The sequence below is a fragment of the Arthrobacter sp. KUASC02 genome, from assembly GCF_059739395.1.
In genome coordinates, this window is record NZ_AP046053.1 from 1,759,749 (window position 1) to 1,782,438 (window position 22,690).

22 protein-coding genes are annotated in these 22,690 nt (G+C 66.0%); 14 read left to right on the forward strand and 8 right to left on the reverse strand.

Translation table 11 applies throughout. The features are described from left to right. Positions 1-286: 286 nt before the first annotated feature. The 6 genes from AC6JAC_RS08055 (at position 287) to AC6JAC_RS08080 (ending at position 6,906) form a co-directional block, all read left to right on the forward strand. Complete coding sequence (locus tag AC6JAC_RS08055) at positions 287-2,023, forward strand: trypsin-like peptidase domain-containing protein (RefSeq protein ID WP_043437965.1); 1,737 nt, start codon at positions 287-289, stop codon at positions 2,021-2,023. 285 nt (positions 2,024-2,308) lie between these two features. Continuing rightward, the gene (locus AC6JAC_RS08060; protein WP_497964222.1) at positions 2,309-3,109 is read left to right on the forward strand and encodes an electron transfer flavoprotein subunit beta/FixA family protein; all 801 of its coding nucleotides are present in this window, start codon (positions 2,309-2,311) and stop codon (positions 3,107-3,109) included. Positions 3,110-3,122: 13 nt separating this feature from the next. After that, a complete protein-coding gene (locus AC6JAC_RS08065) occupies positions 3,123-4,076 on the forward strand; it encodes an electron transfer flavoprotein subunit alpha/FixB family protein (RefSeq protein ID WP_497964224.1) in 954 nt (317 codons plus the stop codon). A 4-nt stretch (positions 4,077-4,080) separates the two neighbouring features. Beyond that, complete coding sequence (locus tag AC6JAC_RS08070) at positions 4,081-4,857, forward strand: PIG-L deacetylase family protein (protein WP_028270217.1); 777 nt, start codon at positions 4,081-4,083, stop codon at positions 4,855-4,857. Positions 4,858-4,930: 73 nt separating this feature from the next. Further along, on the forward strand, positions 4,931-5,464 hold the full coding sequence (locus tag AC6JAC_RS08075) for a gluconokinase (RefSeq protein ID WP_028270216.1): 534 nt from the start codon (positions 4,931-4,933) through the stop codon (positions 5,462-5,464). 47 nt (positions 5,465-5,511) lie between these two features. Beyond that, positions 5,512-6,906, forward strand: coding sequence for a GntT/GntP/DsdX family permease (locus tag AC6JAC_RS08080; protein WP_347895476.1), 1,395 nt, complete (start codon positions 5,512-5,514; stop codon positions 6,904-6,906). Between the two features lie 191 nt (positions 6,907-7,097). On the opposite strand, the gene AC6JAC_RS08085 is transcribed toward AC6JAC_RS08080, so the two are convergent. From AC6JAC_RS08085 to AC6JAC_RS08100, 4 genes are all read right to left on the reverse strand, one after another. Beyond that, positions 7,098-7,958: an anti-sigma factor gene (locus tag AC6JAC_RS08085; RefSeq protein WP_028270214.1), complete on the reverse strand. Its 861-nt coding sequence runs from the start codon at positions 7,956-7,958 to the stop codon at positions 7,098-7,100. A gap of 1 nt (position 7,959) precedes the next feature. Next, positions 7,960-8,565, reverse strand: a complete 606-nt coding sequence (locus AC6JAC_RS08090) for a sigma-70 family RNA polymerase sigma factor (RefSeq protein ID WP_028270213.1) — start codon at positions 8,563-8,565, stop codon at positions 7,960-7,962. Between the two features lie 257 nt (positions 8,566-8,822). Beyond that, entirely contained in the window at positions 8,823-9,290 is a 468-nt protein-coding gene (locus tag AC6JAC_RS08095) for a tRNA (cytidine(34)-2'-O)-methyltransferase (protein WP_028270212.1), read from the reverse strand. A gap of 50 nt (positions 9,291-9,340) precedes the next feature. Further along, positions 9,341-10,285 (reverse strand): J domain-containing protein, encoded by a 945-nt coding sequence (locus AC6JAC_RS08100; protein WP_028270211.1) that lies wholly within the window; start codon positions 10,283-10,285, stop codon positions 9,341-9,343. Between the two features lie 124 nt (positions 10,286-10,409). Between AC6JAC_RS08100 and AC6JAC_RS08105 the strand changes: the two genes are divergently transcribed. The 3 genes from AC6JAC_RS08105 to AC6JAC_RS08115 all read left to right on the forward strand — a co-directional run bounded on the left by AC6JAC_RS08105 (position 10,410) and on the right by AC6JAC_RS08115 (position 12,118). Continuing rightward, on the forward strand, positions 10,410-10,790 hold the full coding sequence (locus AC6JAC_RS08105; protein ID WP_231511113.1) for a diacylglycerol/lipid kinase family protein: 381 nt from the start codon (positions 10,410-10,412) through the stop codon (positions 10,788-10,790). 50 nt (positions 10,791-10,840) lie between these two features. Continuing rightward, complete coding sequence (locus AC6JAC_RS08110) at positions 10,841-11,317, forward strand: hypothetical protein (protein ID WP_231511112.1); 477 nt, start codon at positions 10,841-10,843, stop codon at positions 11,315-11,317. A gap of 90 nt (positions 11,318-11,407) precedes the next feature. Further along, the gene (locus AC6JAC_RS08115) at positions 11,408-12,118 is read left to right on the forward strand and encodes a hypothetical protein (protein WP_497964229.1); all 711 of its coding nucleotides are present in this window, start codon (positions 11,408-11,410) and stop codon (positions 12,116-12,118) included. 10 nt (positions 12,119-12,128) lie between these two features. Here AC6JAC_RS08115 and AC6JAC_RS08120 read toward each other — a convergent pair whose 3' ends face one another. Next, positions 12,129-12,548, reverse strand: coding sequence for a DoxX family membrane protein (locus tag AC6JAC_RS08120; RefSeq protein WP_028270209.1), 420 nt, complete (start codon positions 12,546-12,548; stop codon positions 12,129-12,131). An 89-nt stretch (positions 12,549-12,637) separates the two neighbouring features. On the opposite strand from AC6JAC_RS08120, the gene AC6JAC_RS08125 reads away from it, so the two are divergent. Continuing rightward, a complete protein-coding gene (locus tag AC6JAC_RS08125) occupies positions 12,638-13,300 on the forward strand; it encodes a helix-turn-helix transcriptional regulator (protein WP_497964231.1) in 663 nt (220 codons plus the stop codon). On the opposite strand, the gene AC6JAC_RS08130 is transcribed toward AC6JAC_RS08125, so the two are convergent. Further along, the gene (locus AC6JAC_RS08130; protein WP_043437962.1) at positions 13,287-14,165 is read right to left on the reverse strand and encodes a DMT family transporter; all 879 of its coding nucleotides are present in this window, start codon (positions 14,163-14,165) and stop codon (positions 13,287-13,289) included. The two genes, AC6JAC_RS08125 and AC6JAC_RS08130, sit on opposite strands and share 14 nt — an antisense overlap. A 57-nt stretch (positions 14,166-14,222) precedes the next feature. Between AC6JAC_RS08130 and AC6JAC_RS08135 the strand changes: the two genes are divergently transcribed. Beyond that, entirely contained in the window at positions 14,223-15,452 is a 1,230-nt protein-coding gene (locus AC6JAC_RS08135; RefSeq protein ID WP_028270206.1) for a cysteine desulfurase family protein, read from the forward strand. On the opposite strand, the gene AC6JAC_RS08140 is transcribed toward AC6JAC_RS08135, so the two are convergent. Continuing rightward, positions 15,431-16,705: an NAD(P)/FAD-dependent oxidoreductase gene (locus tag AC6JAC_RS08140; RefSeq protein WP_043437960.1), complete on the reverse strand. Its 1,275-nt coding sequence runs from the start codon at positions 16,703-16,705 to the stop codon at positions 15,431-15,433. The two genes, AC6JAC_RS08135 and AC6JAC_RS08140, sit on opposite strands and share 22 nt — an antisense overlap. A gap of 234 nt (positions 16,706-16,939) precedes the next feature. Here AC6JAC_RS08140 and mnmA point away from each other — a divergent pair, with 234 nt between their 5' ends. Then, positions 16,940-18,082, forward strand: a complete 1,143-nt coding sequence (mnmA, locus tag AC6JAC_RS08145; protein ID WP_347895409.1) for a tRNA 2-thiouridine(34) synthase MnmA — start codon at positions 16,940-16,942, stop codon at positions 18,080-18,082. Positions 18,083-18,211: 129 nt separating this feature from the next. Further along, entirely contained in the window at positions 18,212-19,852 is a 1,641-nt protein-coding gene (locus AC6JAC_RS08150; RefSeq protein WP_156037078.1) for a gluzincin family metallopeptidase, read from the forward strand. Between the two features lie 7 nt (positions 19,853-19,859). Here AC6JAC_RS08150 and AC6JAC_RS08155 read toward each other — a convergent pair whose 3' ends face one another. After that, entirely contained in the window at positions 19,860-20,687 is an 828-nt protein-coding gene (locus AC6JAC_RS08155; protein ID WP_497964234.1) for a caspase family protein, read from the reverse strand. 297 nt (positions 20,688-20,984) lie between these two features. Between AC6JAC_RS08155 and AC6JAC_RS08160 the strand changes: the two genes are divergently transcribed. Continuing rightward, a complete protein-coding gene (locus AC6JAC_RS08160) occupies positions 20,985-22,619 on the forward strand; it encodes an ABC transporter substrate-binding protein (RefSeq protein ID WP_347895413.1) in 1,635 nt (544 codons plus the stop codon). Positions 22,620-22,690: the final 71 nt, after the last annotated feature.

Sequence of the window (22,690 nt, forward strand, 5' to 3'; positions counted from 1 at the left end):
GCACTTCTGCGACTGATTCGGGCCGAGCCAGTCGTCACAGAATGCAGCAGCGCCCCCACGCATGTGTAAAGCCGCAGGTCGCTGTGGCAATTCCATTTGATTCTATGGTGCACCAAAATACCCGTCCACATCGGGGAATATGCCACCAGCGAAAAGCGCTGCAAGCACTTGCCGGACCCGCCAAAAACGGACTCCGGCGGCGTTCAGCAACCTCCCAGCCAACGGACGCCTTAGCTCCAGTCTGAGGGTCCATAGTTAAAGGCAGACGAGGATGAAAGGAAGTCTAATGACTGAGAACCCAGCACAGGGTGGATCGCCTGAGAACAGGGGTCCGGAAAAGCCCCGCGAGGGCTGGCCGGCGCAGCCTGCTCACGCGGACACGCAACCGCTGGATGCAGGGCACCAGCAGCAGCCCGCGCTGCAGCCGCAGGCTCCGGCGCAACCGGCCGGAGACTCAGTCCAAGGAAACTCCGATACCCAGGGAACCCCAGGCGCCCAAGGGAACCCAGGCGCCCAGGACAACCCGACCGTCCGGCTCGACCGTGCACCGTCCGACGATGGAAGTGCGCCCTTCCGCAACGGTCAGCCACATCCTCACGGAGACGGTGCACCGCAGCCCGTCTATCCGCAGCACCAGCCCTTCTACGGCCAGCAGGCCGGCCCGTCCGCCCAGCATTCCGGCCAGCCTGACGCCCACCAGGGTCACAGCAACTACTCCGGTGCCGGCGCCCCGCAGGGCAGCGGCCCCTATCAGGCCGGCCACCAGCACCCGGGCAGCATGTACGCCTCCGATCCGGCCAGCACCCCGAAGCGGAAAGCGGCCTTTGGCGTGGGAACCCTGGTCGCAAGCATTCTTGCCGCCGGCCTGGTGGGCGGCGGAGTGGTGGCGGCCAGCGACGCCTTCATCAGCAATGGCTCCACGTCAGCCGTGAGCAGCGCCGGCGGACAGCCCAGCACCGTGATCGTCAACAACAAAGATGACGTGAACGTCATTACCGCCGCTTCGTTGAAGGCGTCCCCGAGTGTGGTGACCATCAAAGCGACGAGCGGCAGCGACGGCGGCACCGGTTCAGGAATCATCCTCGACGAGGACGGCCACATCCTGACCAATACCCACGTTGTGACCCTTGACGGCAAGACGGCCAACGCCACCATCGAAATCCGGACGAGTGACGGCCGGGTGCTCACCGCGAAAATCGTTGGCACCGACCCCCTGAGCGACCTTGCCGTGATCAAGGTGGACAACCCGTCCGGGTTGACGCCGGCAACCCTTGGGGACTCCGGCAAGCTGAACGTTGGTGACACCGCCATCGCCATCGGCTCGCCCCTTGGCCTGACGGGAACGGTCACCGACGGTATCGTCTCCACGCTCAACCGGACCATCAGCGTGGCCTCATCGGCAGCGCCCAAGGAAGGCGCGGATGATTCCCAAAGCGACGGCGAAGGCGGCTTCCAGTTTGCTCCGCCGGACGGCGGCCAGACCCAGAACTCCGCGAACCAGGGATCCATCTCCCTTAACGTGATCCAGACGGATGCCGCCATCAACCCTGGCAACTCCGGCGGTGCCCTGGTCAACAGCAAGGGTGAAGTGATCGGTGTGAACGTGGCCATTGCCTCGGCCGGCGGCGAGTCAAGCTCAAGCACCAGCGGCAACATCGGCGTGGGCTTCAGCGTTCCCATCAACAACGCCAAGCGTGTGGCGCAGGAGATCATCGATAACGGCAAGGCCACGCACGGCCAGTTCGGCGTCAGCGTGAAGCCGAAGTCGTCCACGTCCTCAAGCTCGTCCTTCTCGGTGGGCGCGGAAGTGGCCACCGTGGAGTCAGGCTCCGCCGCCGCCAAGGCAGGCCTGAAGGTGGGCGATGTCGTGACGAAATTCAACGACCTCGTCATCAGCGATCCCAACCAGTTGACCGCAGCGGTTCGAGAGCAGCCGGCCGGTGCGACCGTGAAGGTCACATTCCAGCGCGGCGGCCAGCAACAGCAGGTGGACGTGACACTCGGAGCGGCAGCGGAGCAGTAACTGCCGGAGCCGCCTCCGGCGGCGCGGCTAGCACGAATCTACCCGTCAGCGGAGGCGGGGCCGCCGGCATGGTGGCCCCGCCTCCGCTGCTTCGCTGCCGTGGTCCGGCGCCGGCCGGGTGTAAGCCCCGCCTGCCTGACACAGGCCTTAACGGGACGGCGCGGGCACCCCGCTATATGGTTAGCTTGGTTCTACCCGCACCCCGGGGGAGATCCGCGGCCATAACCTCACCCGGCTGGCTATCCACAAGCATGGAAGGCTGCTGTACAGAAAGTGGAAGAGACATTGAAGATCATCGTTCTGGTCAAGCATGTACCAGACGCGCAATTGGACCGTCACCTCAGCGCCGAGGACAACACCACGGACCGCGCCGATAGCATCCTGTCCGAGCTGGACGAATACGCCCTGGAAGCCGCGCTGCAGCTGGTAGAAGCCCGCGGCGGAGCAAAGGCCGGCAACCAGGTCATCGCTCTGAGCATGGGTCCCGCCGGTGCCGTCAATGCCATCAAGAAGTCCCTCCAGATCGGCGCCACCGAAGGCGTCCACCTCCGCGACGACGCGCTGGCCGGATCCGATGCCGCCGCGACGTCCCTGGCGCTGGCTGCAGCCGTCCGCCTCCTGGGATCAGACAGCCCCGTTGACCTGGTCCTGACCGGCATGGCGTCCACCGACGGCGAGACCTCCCTCGTTCCTGCGCAACTGGCCGAACGGCTCGGGCTCCCGCAGGTCACGTTCGCCTCCGAACTGGAAGTGGACGGCGGCCGCGTCATCGCCCGCCGCGACAGTGACACGCACTACGACACCATCGAGGCGCCGCTGCCTGCCGTGGTGTCCGTAACCGACCAGATCAACGAGCCGCGCTTCCCGAACTTCAAGGGAATCATCGCTGCCAAGCGCAAGACCATCACCACGCTCTCGCTCGCGGAGATCGGCGTCGACCCCGCACAGGTGGGCAAAGCCGGTTCCTGGACCGCCGTGCAGACGGCAGCCCCCCGCCCGCCGCGCACCGCCGGCACCATCATCACCGACGAAGGCGACGCCGGCATCAAGCTGGTCGAGTTCCTGGCCGCCCAGAAGCTGCTCTAAGAGGATTCCAGACATGGCAAAAGTACTTGTATTCATTGACAACCCCGGGCAGGCCCTCAAGAAGAGCGGCCTCGAACTGCTGACGATCGCCCGTGCGCTCGGTGACACAGCCGTAGCCGTCAACGGACCGCTGAACGACGACGTCGCCGCCGCCTTGGGTGCCCATGGCGCCGCCGCCATCTTCCGGCCCTCGTCCGACGACCTTGACGCATACCTGGTCGGCCCAAAGGCCGCATTCCTGGCCGGGGCCGTGGCGGCCTCGGGTGCCACGACGGTGCTCCTGGAGAACTCGTTTGACGGCAAGGAGATCGCAGCCCGGCTGGGCATCAAGCTTGGCGCCGGCGTCATCACCGACGTCGTGGGAGTGGACCCGGACGGCACGGCCCACAAGTCGGTGCTGGCTGGCTCCTACACCACCACGGCCAGGGCAACCACGGCCGTGTCCGTGCTGACGGTCAAGCCGAACAGCGTCACGCCGGAACCCGCGGGAGCGGCGGCAAGCCCCGAGGTACTCACCGTCGACGTCCCGGAATCCGCCTCGGCCGGCGCTGCCCGGATCACCGGCCGCACGGACAAGCCGGCCAGCGGCCGTCCGGACCTCACCGAGGCGCGGATCGTGGTGGCAGGCGGACGCGGCGTCGACGGCGATTTTGGTCCCGTTGAGGAACTTGCCGATGCCCTCGGTGCCGCCGTTGGTGCGTCCCGCGCGGCAACCGATGCCGGCTGGATCGGCCACGACGCGCAGGTGGGCCAGACCGGCAAGACGGTGTCCCCGCAGCTGTACATTTCCGCCGGCATTTCCGGCGCCATCCAGCAGAAAGCCGGCATGCAGACCGCCAAGGTCATTGTTGCCGTCAACAAGGACGCCGAATCACCGGTGTTCGAGATCGCCGATTTCGGCATCATCGGCGACCTCTTCCAGGTCCTTCCGCAGGCCACCGAAGAGATCAAGAAGCGCAAAGGCTGATGAATTGAGCATCAACGCTACGGCGCAGAGCCCGTTCAACCCGGAGCACCACCGGGTTGAGCGGGTCCTTTGTTTTACCGCCCACCCGGACGACATCGACTTCGGCGCCGCCGGGACGATCGCTGCCTGGACCGCGGCAGGAGTCGAGGTCAGTTACTGCATCATGACCGACGGCGACGCCGGCGGCTTCGACCCGGCGCAGCGCGACGAGATCGTGGCCATGCGGGCGGAGGAACAACGCCGGGCCGCTGCGCTGGTCGGGGTGACCGACATCCACTATCTCCACGAGCGGGACGGCTACCTGGAACCGACGCACGAGGTGATGAGGGGAGTGGTGAAGCTGATCCGGGAGATCCGGCCCGACGTCGTGCTTTCCATGCATCCCGAACGCAACTGGAACCGTATTCAGAAGAGCCACCCGGACCACCTCGCCGTGGGGGAGGCCGTAACGCGCGCTGTCTATCCGGCCCTGGAAAACCCCTTCGCATACCCGGACCTGGCCGAGGCGGGCCTTGAAGCCTACAAGCTTCCGTGGCTCTGGCTGTTTGCCGGGCCCGAGGAACGGGACAACCACTTTGTGGACGTCACGGCACACGTCGAGGAGAAGCTGGCGGCGATCCATGTCCATGCCAGCCAGCACCCGGACCTGGAGGCCATGGACCGCACAGTCCGAGCGCTCACGCTGGATACCGGCGCGCGGGCCGGTCTGGCCGACGGGCGCAGTGCCGAGGCGTTTCATGTCGTCACAATCAACGGTTCCGGAACCATCGCCGGGTTCTAGGGTTGCCCGGGTGTAACCCGTGTCATATGCTGGCCTCTGTTTAAATCATATTTATTCAGGAAGGCAGACTTTGATGGCGAAGACTGCGCAGCAGCCGGTACTGGTGATCATGGGTGTCTCAGGATCCGGTAAATCAACTGTGGCCGGCCTCTTGGCCGGCAGGCTCGGATGGGACCTGGCGGAAGGCGACGACCTGCACCCGGCGTCGAACGTCGCAAAAATGCAGGCCGGTGAGCCGCTGACCGACGAGGACAGATGGCCGTGGCTGGAATCCATCGCCGAATGGATCCGCGCGCACACGCAGGACGGAACCCCCGGCGTCGTCACCTGTTCCGCGCTGAAGAAGCGCTACCGGGACGCCCTGCGCGGTGAAGGCGTGGTGTTCGTCTTCCTGCAGGGAAGCAAGGAAAAGATCTCCGACCGCCTGGCATCGCGCCACGGGCACTTCATGCCCCCCGCGCTGCTCGAATCGCAGTTTGATGCGCTGGAAGAGCCGACGGCGGACGAAGAGCACATTTCCCTGTGCGTATCGGCCACGCCGTCGGAAGAAGCCCAGGAAATCATCGAGCGGCTCAACCTGGGCGCGGCAGACGCCGCGACCCCATAAACCAGCGTTACGCACTTAGGAACCATATTTTGAATTCTCAAATAGCAATGCAGCTGCCTGCTGCCGTCGAGGGCTGGACCGGCCACGACACGCAGCTTCTGGTGGTCGCTGCAATCGGCATCGCGCTCATTGTGGTGCTGATCGCCAAACTCAAGCTGCACCCCTTCCTGGCGCTCGTCCTCGGTTCCGCATTCGTGGGCCTGGCCTCAGGCGTTGAACTTGCCAAGGTCATCTCCAACTTCGAAGACGGCGTGGGCGGCGTCCTGAAGGAGGTCGGCCTGCTGATCGCCCTTGGCGCGATGCTGGGCAAGCTCCTGGCCGATTCCGGCGGTGCCAACCGGGTGGTGGACACCCTGCTGGACAAGGCAAGCGGCAACAAGGTTGTCTGGTCCGTCACCCTGGTGGCAGTCATCATCGGCCTGCCGATGTTCTTCGAAATCGGACTTGTGCTGCTGCTCCCGGTGATCGTCCTGGTCACGCAGCGTTCCAGGATGCCACTGATGCGCATCGCCATTCCCGCGCTGGCCGGGCTCTCGGTGCTGCACGGACTGGTGCCGCCGCACCCCGGACCCCTGATTGCGATCAGCGCGGTCAAGGCAGAGCTCGGCACCACCCTGGCCCTGGGCATCCTCGTTGCCATCCCCACGGTCATCATCTGCGGACCGCTGTTCTCGCGCCTCGCCGCAAAATGGGTTCCGGTGGGTGCGCCCGCCGTGGCCGGAGGCATCGATACCCAGCATGGCGCGGACATGGAAGGCGTCAAGCGCCAGCCCACGTTCCTTGTCACCCTGCTGACCATCATCTTCCCGGTGGTGCTGATGCTGCTCAAAGCCGTGGTGGACATCATCTGGCCGGATCCCAAAACCGCACCGCCGGTCCGGATCTTCTTTGACTTCGTTGGCCAGCCCCTGGTTGCCATGACCCTGGCCGTGCTGCTGGCGATCATCACCTTCGGTTACGCCGTGGGATTCACCGGCAGCCGCATCACGTCCAAGGTCGGCGCCAGCCTGGGCCCCATCGCGGCCATTCTGCTGATCGTGGGTGCCGGCGGCGGCTTCAAGCAGACCCTGATCGGGGCCGGCGTCGGTGACGCCGTGAAGAAGTGGGCCGAAGGAACCAACATGTCGGTCCTGGTGCTGGGCTTCATCGTGGCCGTCGCGCTGCGGCTGGCCACCGGCTCCGCCACGGTAGCGACGGTGACGGCAGCAGGCATCGTGGCTCCGCTGGCCAGCTCACTGACCCCGACCCATGCCGCATTGCTGGCACTGGCCATCGGCGCGGGATCGCTTTTCCTCTCCCACGTCAACGACGCCGGCTTCTGGCTGGTCAAGGAGCTCTTCGGACTGACCGTCGGGCAGACGTTCAAGACGTGGTCCGTGATGGAAACGCTGATCTCCGTGGTGGGCTTCGGCTTCGTGATGCTGCTGTCGCTGATAATTTAGCGGCGCGATTGATCGGCCCCCGGCTCAGGTGAGCCGCGCCGCCGCGCAGGCCCTGCTCCCCTCGACATGAAAGGGAGCAGGGCCTGCGCGGTTCTTGCCATTAAGGGCTTTGTCGTTAAAGTGCCGCGGCCTGCCGGTGCACGCTGGAAGGCGGGCACCAGCAGGCCGGTGAGGACGACGGCGGTGGCCGGCTAAGCGCCGAGAGGGGCCGCGGCGACTGTCGGCAGCGTGGGCGAAGCGGAGCCGCCCACCGGTTCAACGGTGATGCCCAGCGCGGCCGCCGAATGAATGCCCTTCACCACGGCGGGCTTGGACAGTGCTTCTGCGTCCATGAGCCCCTGGGAAACCGGAGCAGAGCCGTCCTTGGGGATCAGCCACATCTGGTAGACCTTGCCGGCCGGAGGAGCAGGCACGCCGTTCATCTTCACCACCACTGCGTCCCGGGACGACGAGATGGAGACCGTGGCCGTTCCTCCGCCACTGACGTCCACGGTGGCCTGCCGGACATCCTGGGCCTGGAGCACCTGGTTCAGCGGATCGTTCTGGTTGGCCACATAGGCGCCCACGCCGACGCCGCCCAACGCGATGACCGCGGCAGCGGCCACCCCGATGAACCAGTTACGGAGCCCCGGCGCGCGGCGTCGTTCTTCACGGCGCTGGCGGGCTGCGCCGAGCTCGTCAGTGCCCGGCGCCTGGCCGGGTTCCTGCGCATGCCCGTGGATTACAGGGGTGGAAACCGGAACGGCGCCGGGTTGGGCCGGAAGCTGGGCCACAATGCGGTCGAACAGTCCTGCGGGCGGTTCCTCCTCCGCAGTGAAGGTGAAGGCCAGCGTTTCGCGCGATTGCCGGACGCGCTCGTCGAAGGCCTCCCGTTCCGGCCTCGGCGCGGCGGAGATATATTCCTCGATGGCAGCGCGCTCGGCGGGGGTCACAGCGTCCAGCGCATACACTTCGGCGAGCTCCACGGCACGGCCGGAAGCCAGGTCCGTGGCGATGTCGTGGGCAAACATCCCGGACGGACGGCTGCTGTTCGGCTGGTTCATGTCGGTCATCTCAACTCACCCCCAGACAGGTCTTCAAGCGGATCAGTCCATCGCGGATGCGGGACTTGATGGTGGGTACGGCGGCATTGAGTTTCTCCGCGACTTCGCGATACGTTAGCCCGCCGTAGTAGGCCAGCCGGACGGATTGCTGCTGTGTCTCGGTGAGGGTATCCAGACATCTGACAACGGCTTCGGCTTCCAGCCTGCTGCCGACCTCATCGGACACGGAGTCGTGGTCGATGTCCTGGCTGCTCGCGCCATATTTGGCTTCCCTGTCAGTGGACGACTGGGAGGAGCGGACCTTGTCCACGGCGCGCCGGTGCGAGATCGTCATCAGCCATGCCAACGGACTGCCCGCCTCCGGGTTGAATTTCGCCGCGTTCTGCCAGACCTGCAGGAAGACTTCCTGCGTGGTGTCCTCGCTGAGCTCGGGATCAATCAGGACGCGGCGTGCCATGCCGAAGACGCGCCGGGAAGTCAGTTCATAGAATTCCGCGAACGCCCCCTGGTCACCGTTGGCGATCAGTGCCAGCAGATCACCGAGCCGCCGGTTCACTTCGGCGGGAGTGCCCGGGGAAGCAGTGGCTTCGGGGTTTGGGGCGTTGGGAGTTTCCATTACCCCCAAGCATAAGTCGGTTTCGGGCGAACGCTTGGCACCGGGAGCGCTCGGAACGTCGCTGTGGGCGGTGCGACTGTTCCGGGCCGGGGACCTGCGGACCTGCACTGTAGTCACCTGCCGCTCCTCGATCCTGTTGGGGGCCCGGGTTGGCCTTCACAGGTTATTCGGAGTGCAGTGGTGGATGGATGGGCCGGGGAACTCCACTAGTTGCAGGCCTGCCGGGCAAACGCAGCGGCAGTGCCCGGGGCGCCGGGCTAGAGCTTGGCGCCGGCGAAGCCGTTCTGGCGCCAGGCTTCAAATACCGCAATCGACGCCGCGTTGGCGAGGTTCAGGGACCGCAGGGAGGGAAGCATCGGCAGCCGCACCCGGGACGTCACATGCGGGTCATGCTTGACATCCTCCGGCAGCCCCACGGATTCCTGACCGAAGAGGAGCACGTCACCGGGCAGGTAGCTGATGTCCGTGTAGGAGGTTTCGCCGTCGGACGTGAACGCGTAGACGCGCTCGGGCTGCAAAGCCTCCCACGCCGCGTCGAGGCTCTTATGCACCGTCACGACGGCGAGGTCGTGGTAATCCAGGCCTGCCCGGCGGAGCTTGGCGTCGGAAAAATCGAAGCCCAGGGGCTCCACCAAATGCAGCTCGGCGCCGGTGATAGCGGCCAACCGGATGGCATTGCCGGTGTTGCCGGGAATTTCGGGGGAGTGGAAGAGGATGCGAAACACCGTCCCATCCTAGCGACCGCCCGGGCAGCCCGCTGCCTGCGGGCCGGCCGTCAGTGCATTCCGCGGAGCAGCCTGGCGAGGGCGGGGACGTTGACGGTGTTCGGGGCGGGCCCGGAGCTCAGGAACTCCTTGAGTCCCCGGACCAGTCCGGCCCCGTTGACCACCTGTACCGCTTCATGCCCGCGGGGTGACCGCCGGTGGTGGTCGATCACAGGTTCATGGAGGTTGCCGTCGGGACTGTGGATGACGGTCCATCCCGTCACGTTGAGCTCCGGGAAGATGTCCTGCATGCGCCGGACGATGTGCGCCAGTTGAGGCGGAGCGATGGCCCGGCCGCCGTGCGTCAGCGTGCTTCCGTTCCAGGCATACGCACCCTTGGGCAACAGCATGGATCCGATCAGCGCGAGCCGGTAGCCGGAGAGCACGGCATGGTCGATGTGGCTGTTGTCCGCCGGTGACTGCAGCCCGTTGATCAGCCGCGCAGCGGGAATCGCCGGGAGGATCTGCCTGCTGATCAGCTGAACGGTCCGCATTTCGCGCTGGATGCGGGCTTCCGCGCCGAAGATGCCACGTTTCCGCGGCATGCCATGGACCTGCCGGGCGGCAAGCTCCGCCGGGATCAGCGGAACGCTGCCTGACTCCGGGTCCTCGAACGGCGGGACGTACACCGGAGGGTCGCCTGCCGTGTTGCGCGGCGTGTTGGGCCGGTGCACGGTTGCGGAGGCCCGGCTCCCGGCTGCGGGGGCGTCGAAATGGGCGCCGTCCGTCGTCGTCGCGCCCGTTCCATGTGCGTACGAGCGGTCGTAGGCGGCGCGCCGCTTCGGATCAATCAGCGTCTCGTAGGCAAGCGTCACCTGCCGGAAAACGGCGGCATCGCCGCCGTGGTCGGGATGCGCCCGCCTGGCGGCCTTGCGGTAAGCCACCTTGATCTCTTTGTCCGTCGCCGTCACGGGAAGGCGAAGGACCTGGTAATGGGAGCTGCTGCCCTGGGTCAAGCACTGATCCTTATCTTGTCGGTTCCAGTCCACTCAGGCAGTCCGGTCCGCCCAGTTTAACCGTGTACAGGCTCAACGTCCGCGCCCGAGGCTCTGGTTCCCGGCCGCTGGCATAATTCAGCGCATGATCATCGCCGTTGCCATTAACCCGCGCGCTTCGTTCGGCGGTGCCCGGCACACGGGCGACGCCGTGGTGGCTTTCTTTCGCGCCGCCGGGGCACGTGTCATCGTGCTGAGGAAGGCCAGCTATGACCGGCTCGCCGCTGCGGTGGGTGAGGCGCTGGACTCGGGCTGTGACGCGCTGGTTGTGGTAGGCGGCGACGGCATGGTCCATCTGGGAATTAACGCCCTCGCGGGACTCGGCGTGCCCTACGGAACGGTGCCGCTGGGTATCGTTCCCAGCGGCACGGGCAACGACATGGCCCGCGCCCTGGGCCTCCCCTTGAACGCGCAACGGCCGCCTGTGAACGGATCCTGGCGGCACTGCACGATGGCGGGCGCCTGATTGACGCTGGGCGCGTCACGGGGAATGGTGCAACCAGCTGGTTTGCCGGAGTGGTTTCCGCCGGCTTCGACGCCGCCGTGAACGAACGCGCCAATGCCTGGCGTTGGCCCCGCGGCAGGAGCAGGTACAACCTGGCAATGCTCCGTGAACTCGCCACATTCAAAGCCGTGGACTACACAGTGACAGCCGACGGTGAAACCTGGCGGCAGGGGGCCATGCTCATTTCGGTGGCGAACGGCCAGTCCATCGGGGGCGGCATGAAGGTGACCCCCGACGCCGTGCTCGACGACGGGTTCCTCGATCTGTTCATCGTGAAGCCGCTGTCCCGGGTGCGCTTCCTGGCAGTCTTCCCGAAAGTCTTTTCCGGCCGCCATACCGGCCACCGGGCAGTGCACATCAGGCAAGTGCGCCGGGTTGAGCTGTCCGCCGCGAACGTTGTTGCGTACGCCGACGGCGAGCGGCTTGGCCCGTTGCCACTGACCATCGAGGTGGTGCCCGGGGCCGTCCGGGTACTTGCCGTGCCGTAACGGTGTACCGGCCGGAGCGTCTAAACTCTTGCGGAGGACCGGCCGGAACAGCGCCGCCGGCAGAGCGGATATGGGGGCCGTGTGCAAACGATGGGCAGGGGGCACGCGGCGGACCGCTCGTCCACGCTGACCGGCGTGATCCGGCGGCTTGCGCGGCCGCTGACTTTGGCAGTGCTACTGGCCGGCGCGGGCGGCTGCAGTGTGGGCGTCCCGGATCCAGAGGCCCCGAGCGTTGCCAAGACCACGCCCGCGCCGGCAACGCCCACCATTACGCCGGGCCACGATGCGGCGGCGGTGGCCGCGAAGGACCTTCCGTTTACTGCCGGTGACTCACTGGCCCCAGGTGTCAGCGTCGGCCTTTCGGACGGGCTCCGTGAGGCGCCGGGCTGGAAACCGGTCAGGGAGAACGTGGCAGGGGAGAACCGCTACGTCAAAGCCGACGGATGCGTTGTGTCGGCCCGGGTCCGCGTGAATCAGGGCGCACTGGCTGTTACCGGCGACGACAAGGCCTCCACCGTTGAACTGTTTCGGTACCTGGATCCCACCCTGGTTCCCGGTTACCTGAAGACCGACACCCTGCGCTGGGGCGGTGAACCGGGCAAACCCGGGCCAGCGGTTGAGGTGCTGGCTTACGACGGCGTATCGGCGCCAGGCGGAAAGTCGGCAGCGGTGCTGGCCAGGCTGTTCAGCAAAGCCGCCTCGTCCGTTTACATTTCACTCGTGTGCCCGGACTCCGCTGCGCTCGCAGCGGCCCGGGCGGACGTGGCGGAACGCCTGGTGGTCGTTCCGCCAACGGACTGAGCCGTTCCCGCTAGGCCTTGCGGGAACCCCGGGGCGATAGCCGGTTGAGGGCCAGGGCGGCCACGAGCAGGCCGAAGTCGCGGAGGGCGACGTCGAAGAAGCTGCCCAGGAGCAGCAGATTGATGATGATGCCCAGCAGCCACACGGCCACCAGCATGGATCCGAAGCGTGGCCGGAGCGCCACCGCGATACCGGCAACAATCTCCACCACACCAACGATGTACATGATGGTCTGGGCCGGCAGCGGAACCACTGATGTGGCCACGGGGGCCAGATACACGGTCCAGTCGGCGAGCAGGTTGGTGAACTTGTCGAGGCCGAAAATAATCGGGGCGACCGTGAAGACCGTGCGAAGCAGCAGGAAGGCCTGCCGGCCCGGTTCGGCGGCCAGGCTGCGGCCGGGCGTGGTCAGCACCGAGGATGATTTCATGGCTTGCTCCTTCTAAAAGTAGGTAACATAATTTTAGAAAGAGATTCTGAATTAAGCAATGAATCTTGTTTTTAGAGTTAGGGTGTTCCATGCGCAGACTTCCCTGGGCCCGCCGGATCGCGGCCGTGGCATCACTTGGTGATGAGAACCGCAGGAAACTCTTCGGATTCGTATCGTCCTCCGCCGGCCCGGTGGGACGTGACGAAGCGGCCGCCGCCCTGGAGATCCCGCGAAGTACAGCATCGTTCCAGCTGGACAGGCTGGTGCAGGACGGTGTGCTCACCGTCGAGTTCCGAAAGCTCGGCGGGAAGGCCGGCCCGGGCTCGGGCCGGCCGGCGAAGCTGTACCGGCCCGCCCAGCCGGAGCTGGGCGCTTCCGTACCGGACCGCAACTATGACCTGGCCGGTGAACTCATGGCGGCGGCGATTGAACGGTCCAGTGCCGCCGGCGAGCCTGTCCGCGACGCGCTGCTGGCCACGTCCTACGCGAAGGGCCTGGAGATGGCGGAGGGGAGCCACAGCCTCGAGGACTTCCTCTCGGCGGAGGGCTACCTGCCGGATCCGGACGGTGCGGGCGGCTTCGCGCTGCGCAACTGTCCGTTCCACCGGCTCGCGGACGGCCACGCCGACGTGGTCTGCGCCATGAACGGCGCATTCCTCACCGGCGCGGCCGCCGGCTGCGGAGTTGCCGAGGACCGCATCGTGGGGAACAACGCGGCCGGCCAGTGCTGCGCCAGGGTTACGCCGCCCTGATTTCCGCGGGTTTCCGAGGCCGGCCTGCCAGCAGCACACCGGCAATGACAAGCATGCCCCCGAAGATCTGGGGCAGGCTGACCGGAATGCCCATCATCACCGTGATGGCCGCCGTGAACACAACAATCAGGTTCAGGTAATTGCCGGCGGTGGCGGGTGCTGTTGTTTTGAGTGCGAGGTTCCAGCACAGGTACGCCCCCAGCGACGGGAACGCGGCGATGTATGCGATCGACCAACCTTCGGCTGCGGTAGCGGGGAAACCTGCGCCCGCGGCGAGTGCCACCGGACCCAGCAGGACTGTGGCCATCACCACCTGGACGGCTGTGGCCGCGATGGCCGGCAGGCCCAGCCGGCGGGAAATAATGGTGTAGAAGCCCCACACGACGATCGCCCCGATCATCAGCAGTTCACCGAAATTGAAGGTAATGCTGAACACGCGGAGCAGTTCGCCCCGGGTCAGGACCAGGAGCACCCCGGTGAGACCCAGGGCGATGCCCAGCCAGCCGAAGAGGCCGGGCTTTTCACCGAGCATGAAAATGGCCATCACCACGATGAGCGCCGGATTGGCAGCCGTGATCAGCGAAGCGTTGAGAGCGGACGTGTGCTGGAGGGCGGTGTAGAGCAGCAGGGTGTAGCAGCCCATCCCGAGAACGCTCAGGAGCAGCAGTACCCGCCAGCGGCCAAGGACTGCACGCCAGTCGGGGCGTTCCACAAAGTGGGCCAGCGCCACAAGCGGAAGGGCGGCCAGCGCCCATCTCCAGAACGTGAGTTCCAGGGGCGTCATGGTGTCCACGGCTGCCTGCCCCACCGCAAGGTTGCCGGACCAGAAGAGGGTGGCCAGCACCAGGTAAATCGAGGCTTTCACCGCTCGAATCTACACCGGTGCCGGGGCGGGCCGGGTTGCCGCGGCTAGAATTGGCTTGTGTCCGTCTACCTCGATCATGCCGCCACCACGCCCATCGCCGCCGAGGCCCTGGCGGCGCTCACCCGCGAACTGGCCAGGACCGGCAACCCGTCGTCACTGCACGGTTCCGGCCGCCGGGCCCGCCGTTCGGTGGAAGACGCCCGGGAGGCAATAGCCGCAGCTGCCGGGGCCCACCCGTCGGAAGTCATCTTCACCTCCGGCGGCACGGAGGCTGACAACCTGGCTGTCAAGGGCCTGTACTGGGCCCGCCGCGCCGAGAAACCGGAGCGCACGCGGATCCTGTGCTCCGCCGTCGAACATCATGCCGTCCTGGACACAGTGGAGTGGCTGGAGCGGCACGAGGGCGCCGAGGTCACGTGGCTGCCGGTGGATTCCGACGGCGTGGTGGACCTGGCGGCGCTGGGGTCGGCGCTCTCGCGGAACCCGGAGACCATCGCCCTCGTCTCGGTGATGTGGGCAAACAACGAGGTCGGCACCATCCAGCCGGTGCGTGAGGTGGTTGCGGCGGCCCATGCTGTTGGCGTTCCGGTTCATTCGGACGCAGTCCAGGCCTTTGGGTCATTGCCGGTGGACTTCCGGGCCAGCGGGCTGGATGCCATGTCCATCTCCGGCCACAAGATCGGCGGCCCGGTGGGGGTCGGTGCCCTGCTGCTGGGCCGTGCCGTCAAGCTGACGCCGGTGATGCACGGCGGAGGGCAGGAACGCGACGTGCGGTCCGGGACCCTGGACACGGCGTCGATCGCCGCCTTCGCCGCGGCTGCCGAAGCCGTGACCAAAGACCTCCCCGGCGAAGCGGCCCGGATCGCCGCGCTGCGGGACAACCTGATCGCCGGCGTGCGGGCTGCCGTCCCCGATGCCGTCCTCCGTGGAGCGCCGGGCGATGGACGCCTGCCCGGCAACGCGCACTTCACCTTTCCGGGCTGCGAGGGTGACTCCCTGCTCTTCCTGCTGGACCTTGCCGGCGTGGAATCGTCCACGGGTTCGGCCTGCACCGCCGGCGTGCCACGGCCCTCGCACGTCCTGCTGGCCATGGGTCTCGATGAGGACACCGCGCGTGGAGCACAGCGTTTTTCCCTGGGGCACGCGTCCACGGAGTCCGACGTCGACGCCCTCCTGGCAGCACTGCCGGGCGCCTACGAGCGGGCCCGCCAGGCGGGTATGGCCGGGCACGAATCGACCATCCAGACCGCTGCCACGGTGGCCCGTCAGTCGTCTGCCAGGAGCTGATCCAGGGGCACGCCGGGATCGGCCAGGCGGCCCGGCCCGATGGCCGCCCGGCTGGAGATCAGTGCCTTGATGGCTTTCTGCGTGCGGGGAACGTTGACGTTCATTCCTGCCACCACGCGGCCCTCATGCTGCCAGAACGCGATGAATTCCCTGCTCTCCAGGGACCCGCGGATCACCGGTTCGGCGGCCGCGGCCAGCGTGGGGAAGCCCGAATACTCCATGCTGAGCCCGTACTGGTCGGTGTAAAAGTACGGAATGGTGTCCAGTGCCGCATCCTGGCCGAGCATCGATTTGGCCGCGATTTTTCCGCCATTGAGTGCGTTGTGCCAATGCTCGCTGCGGTGGTGCTGCCCCGTGAACGGGTGCAGGGCGTTGGCCACGTCCCCCGCGGCGAAGATGTCCGGGGCGCTTGTCCGCAGGGAGGCGTCTGTCAGTATCCCGTTGCTGAGGACCAGTCCGGCCTGCTCCGCGAGCCGGGTGTCCGGGGCCACACCCACGGCAATCACCACGATGTCGGCGGGCAGCACCTCGCCCGAGCCGGTGACCACAGCGGTGACGCGGCCGGCGTCGCCCCGGAGTTCGGAGGCGGTCGCGCGCAGGCGGAACCGGACACCGTGTGCTTCGTGAACGGAGCGGAAGAACGCGCCCAGTTCAGGTCCGATGGCGGCGGCCAGCGGGATGTCCTCGAGTCCGAGCAGCGTCACGTGGTTGCCATAGCCGACGGCAGCAGCCGCCAGTTCCATCCCGATCCAGCCCGAGCCCACCATCACCACGTTCTGTCCGCCCGGCGATAACTGTTCCCGGAGGCGGCGGCTGTCGTCCAGGGTCCGGAACATGGTGACGCCGTCGAGCCCGCTCCCCGGCAGGGGAATGCGCCGGGGGAGTGCGCCCGTAGCCAGCAGGAGTGCATCGTAGTCGAGGGACTCGCCGTTGCTGAGTTGTACTGTGTGCGTGCCCGGGTCGACGGCGGCGACGGTCACGCCCAGGCGGAGGTCGACGTCGTTCTCTGTGTACCAGGTCTCGGGAGCGACGTGGACTGCGTCCTCGCCGGCTTTGCCCAGCAGGTACTCCTTGGACAGCGGGGGACGAAGGTACGGGTGGTGGCGTTCGGTACCAATGAGGCTGATCCTGCCGGCGAACCCCTCGCTGCGCAGGGTGCGGGCGGCGGTGGCCCCGGCCAGGCCTGCGCCGGCCACGACGATGCTTTCGATGGGGTGCCCGACGATGCGTTCGACAGACCGTTCGACAGACATGGTGCCGCTCGATTCCTGCGAAGGCCGGTCTTGTCGGCCGGCCGCTTCTAAAAATACTAATCCTGACAATAGAAGCCGCGGCTCAGTCCGTCAAGGGCCCGCGCAGGCGATTTCGGGTCCCCCTTGGGTGAGGCAGTAGAATGGTGGGGCATGCAGTGTATCCGGCCGCGTCCAGTACGCCGGCCCGGTACGGGCTGCACCGCACCACCACACCCTCCCCTAGAGAAAGCCAGCATGCGAGTTCTTGCAGCCATGAGCGGCGGAGTCGATTCCGCCGTTGCCGCCGCCCGCGCCGTCGAGGCGGGACACGACGTCGTCGGTGTCCACCTGGCGCTGTCCAGGATGCCCGGAACGCTCCGTACCGGAAGCCGCGGGTGCTGCACGATCGAAGACTCCCGCGACGCCTGGCGTGCCTGCGACGTGCTGGGCATTCCCTACTACGTCTGGGACTTTTCCGAGCGGTTCAAGGAAGACGTGGTCCAGGACTTCATCGACGAATATGCTGCCGGACGCACCCCGAACCCCTGCATGCGCTGCAATGAACGCATCAAGTTTGCGGCGCTGCTGGAAAAGGCCATCGCACTGGGCTTCGACGCCGTCTGCACCGGCCACTATGCCAAGGTGATCACCGACGCCGACGGAAACCCGGAACTCCACCGCGCCGCCGACTGGGCCAAGGACCAGAGCTACGTGCTCGGCGTCCTCACCCACGAACAGCTCAAGCACTCCATGTTCCCGCTGGCGGACACCCCCTCGAAGGCCGAAGTGCGCGCCGAGGCCGAGCGCCGCGGGCTGTCGGTGGCCAACAAGCCGGACAGTCACGACATCTGCTTCATTCCGGACGGCGACACCGCCGGGTGGCTTGCCGAAAAGATCGACATGACCACGGGCGACATCGTGGATGAAACCGGGTCCAAGGTGGGAGAACACCCCGGCGCCAACGCGTTCACCGTGGGCCAGCGCCGTGGCCTCAAGCTCGGCACCCCGGCCGCCGACGGCAAGCCCCGCTTCGTCCTGGAGATCCGGCCCAAGGAAAACAAGGTAGTGGTGGGCCCCGAAGCGCTCCTGGCCATCGACGAGATCCGCGGCATCAAAGTATCGTGGGCCGGCCTGCCGATTGCGGAAATCGCCACCGGCGAAGAGTTCGACTGCCACGCCCAGGTCAGGGCACACGGCGATCCTGTTCCCGCAACGGCGCATACGGAACTGCTGACGGACGACGACGGCGCCGAGCGGACGAATCTTGTGGTCACCCTTGCCACCCCGCTGCGCGGAGTGGCCCCCGGACAGACCGTGGTGCTCTACCAGGGAAGCCGGGTCCTGGGACAGGCCACCATTGACGCCGCGCGCTCGCTGCAGCGCGCGGAACTCCACTAGGGGTCCCGCCGCGGCTGGCCGTAGTCAATTACGCCTGCGACCGCAATAATTGAGGCCTGGGGAACCAGGCTTGAAGCAGGCCGCCACCTCATCCGGTGCGGCTGCTCAGTTGAGGAAAGCAGGCCCGCAATGGTCTCTGCAGCGCTTGGAATAGGGCATGGCCTCGAGATGGTGGCGCTGACCGCCCTTGCCGAGGGCCCCTTCACCCGCAAGTCAGGAAAGCCCCTCACCACCAGCATCCGGGTACCGGTGGAGAGGGTGGTCAACGGCCCGGCCGGCGCACGTCTGGCCCTGCGGGTGCGGGCTCCCGGGGCTGACGGTCCCCGGCCCATTTCCCTGTCCGTGGACCGCAACGAATGGTGCATCGACGACCAGGACGCACCCGCCGGGCTGGAAGAGCTGCTGACCGACAGCCGGTTCCTCGCACAGCATGTCTATGCGGTGGCGACCGCAACCCTACAGGCATTTGAAGTCACCCTGGGGCGCCGGATGGGCTGGGCCTCGGGCCACCGGCTGCTCATCAGTGTGTATGACAAGATCCCCTACGCCTCCACCGGCTACGACCGCGAACGCGGCCTGATCCGTTTCGGGCACCGGACCGACGACCGTTCCACGCATTCTGTCCCGTTGGCGCTCTATCACGACCTGGTCGCCCATGAGGTGACGCACGCGATCCTGGACGGTTACCGGCGCCAGTGGACAGACAGCGATGCCTTGCTGGACGGCTACGCGCTGCACGAATGCATTGCCGACCTGGTGGCCATGCTGAGCGTGTTTTCCTCGCCTGAGCGGGTGGAACAACAGCTGTCAGTGGCTGTTCCGGGCCCGGACGGGAAGTCCGGAACCGTGCCCGCCCGGAACATGGAGAAGGAAGTCCTGGCCTCCGGGCTGTTCGGGCTGGCCGACGGGCTGTTCTCGCGGGGCGCGGCCAGGCGGCCGCTCGACGTGGACGTGCCCTTCGAGTGGCGGCTGGATCCCGAACCCCACCGGCGCGGCGAGATTGCCGTGAAGGGGGTGCTGGACGCCGTCGTACGGCTGTGGCTGCAGCGGCTGGACCGGCCGGGCGGCCGGTCCAGCCGCTACCAGGTGGCCGAAGCCGGGGCGCATCTTGGACATCAGATGCTGGGCATGGTGCTGCGGGGGCTCGCCTACATGCCGCCGGTGGACCCGGGCTGGGAGGACCTGCTGCGGGGAATCCTCGCAGCAGATGCCGTACTGGTGCCGACGGACATGATGGGGTACCGGCAGGCCGTGCGCGACGCCTTCTGGGACATTGACCTTTCCACGGAGCCCGATGAACTGCTGGACGGACTCAAGCACCTTCGCGATCTGCGCTACCCGGTCCGGTTGTCTGCCCTGGCCGCCGATCCTGAGGAGGTCAACCGCTTCATGTGGGAGAACCCGCGGCTGATCGAGGCTGCCGGCATCGACCAGGACACGAGTATCGTCGTGAACCGCGTACGTCCCAGTACCCGGGTGGGGCCGGACGGTTTCGTTGTTTCCGAAATCGGCGCCTCCTTCGTCCAGTCCGTGACGATGTCAAAAAGCGAGGCCAGGAACAAGCTCGGTCTCCGCGTGGACAGCGACTACTACACCGTCCGTGGCGGAGGCCTGTTGCGGTTTGATGAGGGCGGCAGGCTGTGTTTCGCGGCGCTCAAGCCGGTCATGGACGCGGAATGGCAGCAGGCCAAGCTAGAAACCATCAAAAGGGAAGCCGGGACAAAAATGCCCGTGGCCACCTTCCACCCGGAGGAAGAGCGCCAGGAGTGAGCCGCGGTCAGCTTCCCCAGGGGGCCTTCCGTGCCGGCGTCGAGCCTTCCAGCTGCGCCACCTGGTCGAAGCCGCCGGCCCTGAGGCCTTTGCTGACCAGTTTGAGGATGTCCGCCCGGCCCAGGGCGCCGTCGCCGGTGACCGCCTTGATGAAGTTGTACGTGAAGGCTCCGTTGTAGCGGCCGTCCAGGAAGGCGTCGGCAGCGGTCTGGTCAGCCCGGCAGGCGGCCAAAAGCACGGGCTTGACTCCCGGGCCGGCTTTCACCAGGTCACGCAGTGCCCTGGTGTCGTTGAACTCCGTGGCAGCAACGCCGCGGGGAGTCGGTGCCGGCAGGAAGCGGGGCCGGCGCCCGGGCAGCAGATCCAAAGATTTCAGGCCCGTGCCGCTGTGGCAGGTATCCAGCACCACGTCCATCAGCACGCCGTCCGGCAAGCGGGCAAAGAGGGTGAACAGTTCGTCATCCGAAATGACAGTGGCAGGATCCCACGAGTCGCCGGTGTTGTTGATGTCGTAGCAGGCGAAAGCTTCATCCAGCCGGTCCGCTTCGTCGTTGCTTGTGTCCGGAATCTGCGTTCCGTGGCTGGAGAAGGTGAAGACGATGTGCTGGAGTTCGCCCGCGGCGGAGCGGTCCATCATCGCATCCAGCTGCGCCATCACCCGGTCTTTCGTGGCCCGGGAATCCAGCAGCAGCGAGATGTCCGACTCGGCGAAACCGTATCCGGTCTGCAGCAGTGCCGCGAGGTCGCGGGCGTCATTGACGCAACCTTGCAGCCAGCTGGATTTCGGCAGGTGTTCAAATTCGTTGATCCCCACACAGAGGGCGGCTTTGCCCATGGTCTGTTCCCTTCAGCCGGGTAGGGCAACTCTATTCCCGGGAAGGAGACTCTTCAATGGCGATTCCCTAAGGCACTCACTCGTCGTTCTGTCGGAGGCTGATAGGGCCGGAACGCTGAAGAAAACGATAGTTTTGACCCAATCAGGTAAATTTTGTGTCTCAACTCACAGGTTGTAACGATTCACCGCTCTCGGGTCTGATTGAATCGTGTGATCAGGACAACGTCCCGCCCACCGAGTCCAACTGATCCAGTTGCGTGGCGGCACGCGTGTACTCATCGAACAGAAAGTCCACAGATGGCAATGAACAAAAAGGCCCTGCACAGCGCTATCGCGCTCGCGGGTGTTTCCGCGTTTGCACTGACAGCCTGCACAGGTCCGTCCGGCGGCGGCGGAACTTCCACCGGCGGTGCCGGAGGCGGAACCATTACCTACGGCACCACCGACAAGGTCGTTACCCTCGATCCTGCGGGGTCCTATGATGCCGGTTCCTTCATGGTGATGAACCAGATCTACCCGTTCCTCCTGAACGCCAAGCCGGGCACCGCCGACGCTACGCCTGACATCGCGGAGTCCGCGGAATTCACCAGCCCTACGGAATACACCGTGAAGCTCAAGTCGGACCTCAAATTTGCCAACGGTCACGCACTCACATCCTCGGACGTGAAGTTCTCCATCGACCGCGTGGTCAAGATCGCGGATCCGAACGGTCCCGCCTCGCTGCTGGGCAACCTTGAGTCTGTCGCCGCCAAGGATGACACCACGGTGGTCTTCACCCTCAAGGCCGGCAACGACCAGGTCTTCCCCGGCGTTCTTGCAGCCAACTCCGGCCCGATCGTCGACGAAGAGGTCTTCCCGGCGGACAAGCTGATGACCGACGACGAAATCGTCAAGGGCAAACCGTTCGCGGGCCCCTATACGATCGACAGCTACAAGAAGAACGAGCTCGTCAGCCTGAAGGTCAACCCGGATTACAAGGGCCTGCTCGGCAAGCCCGCAAATGACGGCGCCACCATCAAGTACTACGCCGACTCAAACAACCTCAAGCTGGACGTCCAGCAGGGGAACATTGACGTCGCCGGCCGCAGCCTGACGGCAACCGACGCCGCCGACCTGGAGAAGGACTCCAAGGTGAAGGTCCACAAGGGCCCCGGCGGTGAGCTGCGCTACATCGTGTTCAACTTCGACACCATGCCGTTCGGTGCCAAGGCTGCCGACGCCGACCCCGCCAAGGCACTCGCCGTCCGCCAGGCCATGGCTAACGTCGTTGACCGCGACGCCATCGCAACCCAGGTCTACAAGGGCACCTACCTGCCGGCGTACTCTGTGGTGCCCGACGGATTCGTTGGCGCGATCCAGCCCCTCAAGGAGATGTACGGCGACGGGAACGGCAAGCCCAGCCTGGACAAGGCCAAGAAAGCCTTCGCCGATGCAGGAGTCACCGCACCGGTGAACATCAAGCTGCAGTACAACCCGGACCACTACGGCAAGTCCTCCGGCGACGAATACGCCATGATCAAGGAACAGCTCGAAAAGTCCGGACTGTTCAAGGTTGACCTGCAGTCCACCGAGTGGGTCACCTACTCCAAGGACCGCACTGCTGACGCCTACCCGGTGTACCAGCTCGGTTGGTTCCCCGACTACTCGGACGCGGACAACTACCTGACCCCGTTCTTCGTTCCGGGTAACTTCCTCAAGAACCACTACGAAAATGCATCCGTCACCGAGCTGATCAAGTCCCAGCTCACCACCGTTGACAAGGCAGAGCGCGAAAAGGTGCTGGGCGAAGCCCAGACGGCCGTGGCCAAGGATCTTTCCACGCTGCCGCTGCTGCAGGGCGCCCAGCTTATGGTCGCCGGAAAGGATGTCAAGGGTGTCGAAAAGACCCTGGACGCATCCTTCAAGACCCGGCTTGGCGTAATTTCCAAGTAGGTCCAGTTCTCCATCCGGTCCAGGCCAGCCGAAAAGGCGGGGCGCCACGGCGTCCCGCCTTTCGTGCTGAG